The organism is Sedimentibacter sp. MB31-C6, assembly GCF_035934735.1.
GTDB lineage: Bacteria > Bacillota > Clostridia > Tissierellales > Sedimentibacteraceae > Sedimentibacter.
Genome location: NZ_CP142396.1, coordinates 2,998,385 through 3,009,901, shown reverse-complemented (window position 1 = coordinate 3,009,901; position 11,517 = coordinate 2,998,385). Strand labels below are relative to the sequence as shown.

Genomic DNA, 11,517 nt, shown 5'->3' with positions numbered 1-11,517 from the left:
CTAATTCTCCTTCAAGTTTTATTCTTAACTTCTCCATATGACACTTGTTTTATACATATAAATCTTTTGTGAATTTTTATATTTTACAAGTGTTTTTAATATATTTTTACATATTGTCGCTAATCTCAATTAATTCCTTCGCATTGCTTAAAGATTTTTCAGTTACCTTCATGCCGCTTAACAATCGTGCAATTTCATATATTTTATCTTTATTATAAATTCTTTTCACAGTGCTGAAAGTGTTATTTTCAGAAATGCCTTTTTCAATTAGAAAATGCTTTTTTGCTATTGATGCTATTTGAGGTGAATGAGTTACACAAATTACTTGATGATTTTTTGATATGTAATTCATCTTTATGCCCGCCATTTGAGCTGTTTTACCACTTATTCCAGCATCTATTTCATCAAAAACCATAGTTTGACTATTATCGGTTTCACAGCTTATTTTTTTAAAAGCTAACATAATTCTAGATGCTTCTCCACCTGATACTACCTTTTGTACTGAATTTAAATCACTACCAATATTGGTTGATATCAAAAATTCTACTGAATCTATTCCATCAGGTGAAAAATCTGGTTTTTTAATTATATTAACTTTAAATTTAATATTTTTCATATTTAAATCATGTAGCTCTTTTAGCAAATTTTTTTCCAAAATAATTGCGGCATCTTTTCTTTTATTAGAAATTTTATCTGCACATGTTTTTATTGATTTAAATAATTGTTCTTTTTCTATATTTAATTCATTTAAATTTTTTTCAGCATCTTTAATTATATTTAGTTCTTTTTCTACAGAATTTCTATATTCTAAAATTTTTTCTAAATTAAATCCATATTTTCTTTTAAGTCTATTAATAAGAGAAATTCTGTTTTCTATAGTTAATAGACGTTCATCATCTACATCAAGACCTTCAGAATAATTTCGTATATCGTATATTAATGATTGTAACTCTTCTATTAAAAGTTCCAATCTTGGGAATAAGTCATGTAATCCATCATCAAAATTTTTGACTTTATTTAAAATACTGTATACTTTGTTTAAGCTGTTAACAGATGAATTACTATCCGAACTTAAAATATTATAAACTTCGTATAGAGAAGTTTTAATTTCTTGTACATTCGAAAGTTTTTTAATTTCATTAAGTAATTTTTCTTCTTCAAACTGCTGTATATTTGCATCATCAATTTCATTTAATTCATATTGAAGTTGCTCTATTTTTATATCTTTATTGATTAGTTTTTCTTGAATATATTTTATTTCTTCACATTTTTTATTATAACTTTTATACAAGTATTTATACTTATCATTAAGTGGACTTAAATCCCTATCTATTAAGCTATCTAACATTTTAATATGATTTTCTTTTTTAAATAAACTTTCATTGTCAAATTGACCATATATGTCAATTAAATAGCTGCCAATTTCTTTTATTGTATTTAATGGAACAGTTCTTCCATTTATTTTATTAATGCTTTTCCCATTATCCATTATTTCTCTAGAAATTATTAAAAAGTCATTATCATCAATTTCTATATTTATCAAATCTAAAAAATTTTCAAGGTTTTTATTTTGTGAAATATCAAAAATAGCCTCTAATAGCGAGCTTTTTTTTCCTTTTCTAATAAAATCTTTTGATGCTCTCTCTCCTAATATAAGAGACAGTGCTTCAATTAAAATAGATTTTCCAGAACCAGTTTCTCCAGTAAAAACATTAAATCCATTTTCAAAATCAATGGACTCTTTTTCAAATACAGCAAAATTGCTAATATTTAATTTAAGCAGCATATTATCACCATTATCTTATATTCTTCTTAAATTCCTGTAATACATATTCTACATCACTTACTTGTTTAATAGCAACAAAAACAGTATCATCACCTGCTAAAGTTCCTACTATTTCATCAATACCCATATAATCAATTGCAGATGCACATATTTGTGCAGCTCCTGGTATTGTTTTAATAATTATTAAATTAACGGCCGAATCAATATTTACAACAGAATTTTCAAATATTTTATTTAATCTGTCAGTAATTCCTTCTTGGCTTTGTCCAATTGTTGCATATTTGTATTTTCCACTTTTAGACATTACTTTAACTAATCTGAGTTCTTTTATATCTCTTGAAATAGTTGCTTGAGTAACATCAATGCCTAAGGATTTTAATCCATCAGCTAATTCTTCCTGTGTTTCCACTTCTTTTTTTGATATCAGTTCTAAAATTTTAGATTGTCTCGTGTACTTTTTTATTAGTCACCTCTTATATTTATAATAAATCAAAAGCTTCATTAATTAAGCTTCTAAAATTAAAATTTGAATTAGTTTTTGATATTTTTTTTAAATAAGCTAAATATTCAATATTTCCATTACCGCCTTTTATAGGTGAAAAGGTTATATTATTTATATATAAACCGTTATCTTTACAATATTCGTTAAAATTATTAAGAACAACTAAATGTATTTTTTTATCTTTTACTACTCCATTTTTTCCAACATTACCTTTGCCTGCTTCAAATTGTGGTTTAATTAAAACAATAATATCTGTGTTTATATGACTAATTTCGACAATTTTAGGTAAAATAAGCTTTAAAGATATAAAGGAAACGTCTACAGCTATTATATCGACATATTCTTTAAATAATTTAATGTCAATATACCTAAAATTAATACCTTCTAAATTTATTACTTTTTGGTTATTTCTTAGTTTTTCATGTAGCTGGTCATGGCCAACGTCTATTGAATAAACTTTTAAAGCTCCCTTTTTCAATAGAATATCTGTAAATCCACCTGTTGAGGCACCAACATCAACAGAAATTTTGTCAGTTACATTTATACTAAATACATCCAACGCTTTTTCTAGTTTAGAAGCACCTCTACCTACATAATTATCTGTATTTTTTATATATATTGTAGAATTTTCATCTATTTTTAATGAGGGTTTAGTTATTAAATTATTATTAACATAAACCATTTTATTCGAAATTAATTTTTTTGCCTTTTCTCTGCTTTCTGCAAGTCCCGTTATAAATAGGTATACGTCTAGCCTATTTTTTTCCATTTAATACCCTTTCATTAAATTAAATATTTATTCTAATTATAATAATAAATACATTAATAATTCAGTAAATATTATAGCATGCAAACTTATAAATATCAAATATTAATTTTATATAAAGGAATTATTAAAATTCATTTATTTATATTTATAAGTTTAGCGTTAATGAATTACTCATAATTTGAATCTATTATTTTAATTTTTTTCTGTGTATCTTCAAGCTTATTTATACAAAAAGAGTAAGCATTCATGCCTCTTTCATAATTATTTAATAATTCATCTATAGAAATTTTATCCGTATCTTCAAATTTTTGTATTATATCCTTTAAATCTGATAATGCGCTTTCAAAATCTTCATAATTTTTTTTCATAATCCACCTCATCTATATTCAAAGTTTCTGCTTTAACAATAAAATCTTTGAATCTAATAGTTAGTAAATCTTGTTTTTTAATTTGATTAATATTTTTAATTATATTCCCTTCTAAATCAGATACAATTGCAAAGCCTTTATAAAGTTGATTGTTATAATTGTTACTCTGTAGTTTTTCGTACATTATTTGCAATTGATACATTAAGTCACATAATTTTTTTTGTGTATTATTTATGATTAATGCCTTATAATTTTCTAAATTACTTTTTTGTTTAAAAATATTTTCTATAGGAAGATAACTTTTCAAAATATATCTAGAAGTTTTCAATTCAGATTCTTTTAATGATAGATAGTTAGATGTACTTTGTTTTAAGTTGAATAGTAAGGCTTTTAGAGTATCTTGTATATCTTTATAACCAATAATTATTTTTTCAGCCGCTGCTGTAGGAGTATGACAATATACATCAGCTACATAATCAGTTAATGTCCTATCTGTTTCATGTCCGATACCTGTTACTATTGGAACAATTGATTTGTAAACTTCTTCTGCTATATCTAAGTCATTAAATACATTTAAATCTTCAAAACTTCCACCACCTCTGGAAATTAGTATTACATCTGAACCATTATTATTGAAATATTTTATTCCATTAATTATATTTTCTTTTGCTTTATTTCCCTGCACAAGAACATTATATATTACAACTTCAAAGTTTCCTTTGACACTTTCAAAAGTTTTTAAAATATCTTTTATGGCAGCTCCTGATTTTGAAGTAATAATGCCAATATTGGATGGAAACAAAGGTAATTTTTTATCTTTGTCAAACATCCCTTTAGCTTTCATTTTTTCGTGAAGAACTTCTAAATCTTGAAGTATCTTACCTATTCCAATTCGTTCAACTTTTCTAACATTTAATTGATAAGTACCCTTTGCTTCGTAAACAGAAAGTTCACCTTCTGCTATAACTTTGTCCCCATTTTTTGATATTGTATCTTGATAAAATGCAACACAATTAATACAAGACTTTTCATCACATAAAGAATAATAAGTATATCCTGTTTTACTAATTCTAATGTTAGATATTTCACCTTCAATTCGAAGATTGTTTAGAATTGAATTGCTCATTATATATTTTTTTATAAATTGGTTAAGTACGGATACTTTAATTGGTTTTAGTTTCATTATACCACCTGTCTATAATTGGTAAATAAGCAATTCCAACTGCGTTATCTGAAGAATAAATCTTTGTTGGAAGTATAATACCAAATTTTCGATTTAATTCTTTCATAATAGTATTTCTGATAATATCATTAGATGCAACTCCACCAGTTATTATGATTGTATCGAAATTATAATTGAGTTCAATTTTTTTTATTATGTAAATTATACATGTAGCTATATATTCAAATAAAGATGAAATTATAGTTTCTTTATTGTATTTATTTAAATTATATAAATTTTTATAATAGTTTTCCATTCCAGATAAATTAATAAAGGTATTTCCGCTAATGGAAGGTAGTTTGATTTTTTCTATATCAACATTTTCTTTCATATAGTTTTCCATATATTTGCCACATGGAAATGGAAATTTTAGATAAGTTCCTATTCTGTCTATTAATTGGCCAAATGTTATATCTTTACTTCCACCTATTATTTTAGTTGAATAACCTTTAAATATTTTTTCTATAGATAAAAATTCAGTTGTTCCTCCTGATATATGTATTGCTAGAGTATTATTTTTTATATTTTTGTAATGATTAATTACTGAAGCGCCAATATGATTTTCTTGATGTGAGTATTCAATATAATTACAGTTTAAAGTTTTGGCAATTACTTTTCCATAGTTTTGTCCAACAGTAAAAACCGGCATATATGAACCTTCAACATTTCTAGGTTTTGAGCTTACTGCGATAGTTTTTACATTTTGAAGGTTATGTTGTGTTTTCTGAATGAGTTCTTGAAAGTTTTTTAGATGCTGAAAAACTGCATCTTGTTGCCTTAATCCCCTTTGTCCTGGGGAAACAGACAAGATTTTTCTCATATCTGTTTCTATTGTACCTTTTATGGAATCTATTAAAGCTATTGATGTAGTGTATGCACTTGTATCAATGCCCATTATATAGTCTGACATTACTAGACTTTCCTCACTATAGATCCTAATAAACCATTTATAAATTTATGAGAATCGTCTTTTGAATATTTTTTGCTTATTTCCACAGCTTCATTTATCGATACACTTTCTGGTATTGATTTATTATATAAAATTTCAGAAAGGGATATACGGAGAACAGCTAAATCAACTTTTGCTATTCTAGTTATTTTCCAATCTTTTGAATTTTCTTCAATGTATTGGTCAATTTTTTCTAAGTTATCAATCATATCACCAATAGTTTTTTCAAGATATTCAATATCTATATTAGTCAATTCAAAGTGTTGAACATATTGATTTATACCCATTTTGTCATAGTTTTTATTTATATCCATAGAGTAAGCAATTTTGACAGCTTCTTCTCTTGTTTCTTTTCGTTTCATATTTCCTCCATAAAAGATGCTATTTTCCCTTAAATAAATTATAGATTGACAAAATAAAATTGTCAATCTATATTACCATTTCTTTTAATCTGTTATTATCTCAGTTTCAGGTAATTCTTTTTGTTTTTCCTTTTCTTGTACTATGTTAAGCACATGAACATTTACGCTAGCAACAGTTAAATCCGTCATGGTTTCTATTTCTTGTTTAACTTTCATTTGTACGTTTTTAGCAACCTCATTTATTTTATTTCCGTATTCAACGTTGATGAAGATATCTAAAACAACAGTATTTTCATTTATTTCTACTTTTATACCCTTAGAGTAAGTATTTTTGGAAAAAAGGCCAGTAATTCCTTCTGTAACTCCTGTACGAGTTGTACTGACACCTTTTACTTCACTTGTTGCTATACCAGCGATTATTATGACAACGTCATCTGATATTTTTACCTGTCCGTATTCAAAAGTCTCATTGTTTTCCATATTAGCACCTCCATAAATAATTATATCAGAAGATGTAAAATTTTACAATTCAATATTATCAAATTTTACAATTTTAATTTGTTCAGTTTCGTAGTTTGTTTCAGATACAATTATATCAAGAATTTTAGTAACATCAGCTTGCTCTAGTGTATCATTTGTAATTACTTTAACCATATTATCGTCAACAATTGCAACTGATTCGTTGTAGCCTTTGCTTTGAAGCATTAATTCAATATCTTGTTCTGTTTCAATGAAGTTATTTTTATTTAAAAGTAAATTTTCAAATTGCTGTTTAGTATCATCTGATATAAGGCTGTTACTTATATTTCCTTCTAAATGATCAATTACTTCCATATTGCTTTTTTCTTTATTAAGCTTGAAATTATTAAAACTTATATTCAACGTATTAGAGCTAGCTTCTTCAGTTGGTGTTGTTGATGCTGTTATGCTTTCAATATCAGTTATATCGGTTATGTCTCCTAGAATTTCATAATCTGTTTCAGTTTCACCTTCTACTATTATCGCATTACTTTTTTCTTCATTATTCTCAGAAATTGTTTCATCAATTATTTGTGCATATTCATTTTCATCAAATGTATTTGCTGGCTCCATTGTCATATTTACATAACCTATAATAAATATTATAGCCAAAGATGTTAAAAATACTAATGTTTCTTTTTTCATAATCATTTAATTATCCCCCTAAATCTAATATACTACTTCAATATCATTGACATTTATATCAAATAAAGTTTTTATTGAATTCATTAAAATTGTATAAATATCCTTATTTCCATCATAATCTACTACCACAAGAACACCTGAAATTTCTGGATATTGGTAATATTTTTCAACAACCTGATTATTGTTCCCTATAACAACCTGGTTTTGCTTAGTTTCTCTGTTCACCTCTCTTTTCATACCTTCACTTCCTATTTCGTTATTAGTTTCTAAACTTGTGTTTTCATCATAAATTGGTTCCATTTCAGGAGTTTTTTTTGTGTAAAGCATAACATCTACACTTTTAATACCTTCTATTTTTCCTAATATTTCTTCCATTCTCTTTTCCATAGCGTACACATAACTATCGGTAGTGATTTTATTATTATCAGAGCTATTAAATGCAGATGCATTTTCGGAGGTATTACTACTAATCAAATTTGTAGTATTAAACTTTAATATCAAGGATATAATCACTAATAATATAAAAATGTTAACTGCATAAACTAATTTTTTATTTTCTTTGAAGATATTAAAAATGGTGTTTAACATAGACATAAAGCTTCCTATCCTTTCCTACTTTTTCATCAGTCGATTTCAATATTTTCAGTATTGATATTAAAAATTTCTGCTATTACTTTTTTAAATTGAGAAGATTCTTCTATATTTAAGAATTTGTTTAGTGTTATAACAGCTTTTATATCCATATCCTCTGTAAAGTTAAGGGTTATATCTTTAATCACTTCCTCTCCGTCAAAAGTATTATTGTTTATCTTATCAATAAATTCTTTATCCACATTTTCAATGTTAATTTCTCTTTGATATGAATAGGAAGAAACGGGAACATCTTGAAGTAAATCTTCAAAAACAATGCTTCCATTAAAAAATATATTATTGATAATATAAACTATAATAAAAATTTTTATTATTAATCTACAAAATTTTTGAGTTTTCCCTTCCGGAAATATTAACATTATTATGTTGAACATCATTACTAAAATTAATATATTTACTATTATATTTTTCATAGGCTATCCAAAAATATTATTCATAAAGTTTAATAAAACAGAGTAGTATACAGTTGTTATTACAATTGGTGTAATCAAGCAAATTAAATATATGAAAAATATATCAGCCATTTCATAAATGAGCTTGGATATATTATCATTAAAAGGTTCAACAATTACTGCTGTAGATTTATACATAATTAAAACTAATATCATTTTAATTAGTGATCCTCCGAAAGCAGAAATAATAAATATAATGACTATTATTCCTAAAACATCCTTAATCATCAGTAAACTTTTAAGGAAAACTCCAAAAAAACTAGTAACTGCGTTTCCAACAACAGGAATTGATGAAGGAGATAAAGCTTTTATAGAACTTATAAAAATATTATCTGTTTTATATAATATATATCCTTGTACAGAAAAATTTATGACTACAATAATAATATAACCTGACAAAATTAATAATGTTCCCTTTTTTAAAAATTTGTAAAGCAACTTTGCATTAATTAATTTACTTGAATTATTAATTAAAATAATTGAAATCATAATCAGCGTTATAATATCTGTAAAGCTATATATAAATTGAGTTGTTATACCAATTATATAATTCAAATATGTTTGAAAAAATTGCAATATACTTAACTTGCCGAAGGTAAGCATCGCTGCTAAAAATATAGCATTAATATCCTCTGTTATAGTTTTAAATCTGGCAAAATCATTATTAAGCATATTTTTAAGCGATAATACATCCTTAAGTATTATTGTAAATATTACTATAACTGAAAAAAACACAACTATTTCAGAAACACTTTGATTTCCAATTTCATCTGTAAAATATTTTATTATTGTTAACATCATACATATAATCAGTACATTTGCACATGTTTTAAAAATATCTTTTAAAAATCCCTGTTCATTCTTTATTTGATATTGTAAGTAATCTTTTAAACTTATGTCTAATTTTCCTTTAAAAGCATTTTCAATTAAGCTTTTAACGTTAATATTATTATCTTCAAAATAAGAACTGTTACTATTCAAAAAATCCTCAAGATTATTTGTAGGGATATTGTCAGCCGCTTCTTCTAAACTTTTATTTACTCCATAAACATTGAATGTGCTAAGTGTTATTACAATTATTATCATAAGTATAATCTTTTTTTTCATTTCATCACCCGTTCATTAGAAGCAAAATTTGATCTAGGAATATTTTAATTATATCTATAGAATATATTAAAATAATTATCTTACCAGCCATTTCAACTTTTTTGCCGATGGATTCGTAATTTAAATCTTTACATAATAATGATATAAAATCACACAGATAAGCTATACCAATAATCTTTAGGATTATACTGAAGTTGTCAATTTTTATATTATATTTGTTAAATATATTAATAAATTCAGAAATATATACTTTTAACTCTCCAAATAAGAGAACTATGACGAGTACACCAAACACTACTGAAATATATACTTTGAATTCCGTATTAAATTTTGAGATAATGATGCTTAAAATAATTGTTATAACAGCAATAAATATGATTCTTGTAAGCAACATAGAGAAATCCTTTCATCAATATAAGTTAAAAACTGATTTTACCTCCATAAATAAATCATTTATCATTCCAATAATAAGAGCCATTACAACTACGACACCTGCTAGTGTGACAAACATTGCCTGCTCGTCCCTTCCTGTTCTAGTTAAAATTTGATTAAAAACAGCAACTACTAAACCAATAGCACCAACTTTAAAAATTATATCTATATCCATACATTCCTCCTAAACTAGAATTATTGCAGTCAAACAACCTACTAATATTGAAATTTTATTGTATAAGTTTTTCTTTTCTTTATGTATTGATTCATATTCTTTCATAATAATTTCCATCTCCCGAGAAGCAATGCTTAACTTCTTGTCCAAAATATCTGAAAATGTATTGCCATAATAATCTATTATTTCTGCAAAGTAATAATTAAATTCCATTGGAGTAGTAGTACTGTTTTCAACAAAAGTTAAAAAGTTTTTTTTGCTTTTATTTTCTTGTTTCTTCATTTCTTCTAGAAGTCTATAACAAATGATTTTAACTACTTTACTTTTAAAATTAAACTTGTCTAAGATTTCTTCAAATGACATTTTTAAATCACAAGAATAAATTCTCAAATATTCTGTAAATTCTATTAATTCTTTCATTTTGATAATTTTTTTGTCTCCAATATTATTAATTAAAATAAAAATATATCTAACTGTAAAAACAGTGAGAAGAAACAAAGATATTTTAATCATTATCATTAAGAATCACCCTGTTCTTTTGAATATCATAAATTTCTTTTATATCTAATGGTTTACTACCACTTAAAATTATAACCCTGTCAAAGAAACAATTATTAATAATATTTTTCAAATAAATATTTTTTTTGATATCTTCTACACTGTAGCCATGAGCTGTTGCAATTATGTTTACCCCACTCTTTAAAGCATATTGAATTGCTTCAAAATCGTCTTTTGATCCTAATTCATCACATATTATTACTCTTGGAGAAAGTGCACGTATACTCATTATAAAGCCTTCTTTTTTCATACAATAAGCTAAAACATCAGTTCTTCTACCTACATACATTTGTGGAACTCCATTAAATACAGAAGATATTTCTCCCCTCTCGTCAATAATAGTGACATCACAACCATCAAAATTTTTTGTTTTAACTCCATCACTTAGATGAGCTGAAATATCACGAATAAAGGTTGTTTTTCCTGACAGCGGAGGGCCTATTACTAATGTGTTGTATATTTTGTTGCTATGACTTATAAAATACTTAAAATAACTTTTAGTACATCCAACAAATTCCCTTGCTATTCTTATATTTAGTGATGTTATATTTTTAAATCCCTTAAATTTGTCTCCTTCATAAATACAATCACCGCTAAGTCCAACTCTATGTCCACCTTCAATAGTAATATATCCTCCTTGAATTTCTTTTTCAAAAGCATGAATCGAGTTTAAGGTTAGACTTGCTATTGTATCCGCAATATCTTTTTTCTTTATTTTATAGTAATTATCATTGTACCTTCTTGATATATCGTTTAGTCCTAAAAAATAATCCCCTTTTATACTTTTGACAAAAACTGGGCTGTTTGTTCTTAGTCTAATTTCAATTGCATCATACTCAAAAAATCTAGAGTGATTACTTAGTATTTTGTTTATGTTGCTATTTAATAGTTTTATAATATTTTTCATAAATTTATCCCCTTTGTCTATGAGTGAATCACGCTTATATTTTATAATATTAAAAATATATAAAAATATGATAAGATTTTATATATATAAAAACATATATTTGAAACAAAGAA

The 11,517-nt window shown here is 25.3% G+C and carries 16 protein-coding genes; all 16 read right to left on the bottom strand.

Features of this window, described 5'->3' with window-relative positions; translation table 11 throughout:
- Nucleotides 1-106: 106 nt before the first annotated feature.
- Nucleotides 107-1,786 (bottom strand): DNA repair protein RecN, encoded by a 1,680-nt coding sequence (recN, locus tag U8307_RS14510; RefSeq protein ID WP_326909022.1) that lies wholly within the window; start codon nt 1,784-1,786, stop codon nt 107-109.
- 10 nt (nt 1,787-1,796) lie between these two features.
- Nucleotides 1,797-2,249, bottom strand: a complete 453-nt coding sequence (locus tag U8307_RS14505; protein ID WP_326911624.1) for an arginine repressor — start codon at nt 2,247-2,249, stop codon at nt 1,797-1,799.
- A gap of 16 nt (nt 2,250-2,265) precedes the next feature.
- Entirely contained in the window at nt 2,266-3,057 is a 792-nt protein-coding gene (locus U8307_RS14500) for a TlyA family RNA methyltransferase (RefSeq protein WP_326909020.1), read from the bottom strand.
- 167 nt (nt 3,058-3,224) lie between these two features.
- The gene (gene xseB / locus U8307_RS14495) at nt 3,225-3,425 is read right to left on the bottom strand and encodes an exodeoxyribonuclease VII small subunit (RefSeq protein ID WP_326909018.1); all 201 of its coding nucleotides are present in this window, start codon (nt 3,423-3,425) and stop codon (nt 3,225-3,227) included.
- A complete protein-coding gene (gene xseA, locus U8307_RS14490) occupies nt 3,409-4,608 on the bottom strand; it encodes an exodeoxyribonuclease VII large subunit (RefSeq protein ID WP_326909016.1) in 1,200 nt (399 codons plus the stop codon). Before xseA ends, xseB begins: the two co-directional genes overlap by 17 nt.
- The gene (locus tag U8307_RS14485; RefSeq protein ID WP_326909014.1) at nt 4,589-5,557 is read right to left on the bottom strand and encodes a Kae1-like domain-containing protein; all 969 of its coding nucleotides are present in this window, start codon (nt 5,555-5,557) and stop codon (nt 4,589-4,591) included. Before U8307_RS14485 ends, xseA begins: the two co-directional genes overlap by 20 nt.
- 2 nt (nt 5,558-5,559) lie before the next feature.
- Complete coding sequence (gene nusB, locus U8307_RS14480) at nt 5,560-5,958, bottom strand: transcription antitermination factor NusB (protein WP_326909012.1); 399 nt, start codon at nt 5,956-5,958, stop codon at nt 5,560-5,562.
- Nucleotides 5,959-6,042: 84 nt separating this feature from the next.
- Complete coding sequence (locus U8307_RS14475) at nt 6,043-6,438, bottom strand: Asp23/Gls24 family envelope stress response protein (protein WP_326909010.1); 396 nt, start codon at nt 6,436-6,438, stop codon at nt 6,043-6,045.
- A 42-nt stretch (nt 6,439-6,480) separates the two neighbouring features.
- Nucleotides 6,481-7,128, bottom strand: a complete 648-nt coding sequence (locus U8307_RS14470) for a SpoIIIAH-like family protein (protein ID WP_326909008.1) — start codon at nt 7,126-7,128, stop codon at nt 6,481-6,483.
- 18 nt (nt 7,129-7,146) lie between these two features.
- Nucleotides 7,147-7,716: a hypothetical protein gene (locus U8307_RS14465; protein WP_326909006.1), complete on the bottom strand. Its 570-nt coding sequence runs from the start codon at nt 7,714-7,716 to the stop codon at nt 7,147-7,149.
- 29 nt (nt 7,717-7,745) lie between these two features.
- On the bottom strand, nt 7,746-8,186 hold the full coding sequence (locus U8307_RS14460; protein ID WP_326909004.1) for a hypothetical protein: 441 nt from the start codon (nt 8,184-8,186) through the stop codon (nt 7,746-7,748).
- 3 nt (nt 8,187-8,189) lie between these two features.
- Nucleotides 8,190-9,332: a stage III sporulation protein AE gene (locus U8307_RS14455; protein WP_326909002.1), complete on the bottom strand. Its 1,143-nt coding sequence runs from the start codon at nt 9,330-9,332 to the stop codon at nt 8,190-8,192.
- A gap of 4 nt (nt 9,333-9,336) precedes the next feature.
- On the bottom strand, nt 9,337-9,726 hold the full coding sequence (locus tag U8307_RS14450; RefSeq protein WP_326909001.1) for a SpoIIIAC/SpoIIIAD family protein: 390 nt from the start codon (nt 9,724-9,726) through the stop codon (nt 9,337-9,339).
- Between the two features lie 15 nt (nt 9,727-9,741).
- Nucleotides 9,742-9,939 (bottom strand): stage III sporulation protein AC, encoded by a 198-nt coding sequence (gene spoIIIAC, locus U8307_RS14445; protein ID WP_326909000.1) that lies wholly within the window; start codon nt 9,937-9,939, stop codon nt 9,742-9,744.
- A gap of 9 nt (nt 9,940-9,948) precedes the next feature.
- Nucleotides 9,949-10,458 carry a hypothetical protein gene (locus U8307_RS14440; RefSeq protein ID WP_326908999.1) on the bottom strand — a complete coding sequence of 170 codons (510 nt, stop codon included), beginning with the start codon at nt 10,456-10,458 and terminating at the stop codon, nt 9,949-9,951.
- Nucleotides 10,445-11,404, bottom strand: a complete 960-nt coding sequence (gene spoIIIAA, locus U8307_RS14435; protein ID WP_326908997.1) for a stage III sporulation protein AA — start codon at nt 11,402-11,404, stop codon at nt 10,445-10,447. Before spoIIIAA ends, U8307_RS14440 begins: the two co-directional genes overlap by 14 nt.
- Nucleotides 11,405-11,517 lie beyond the last annotated feature (113 nt).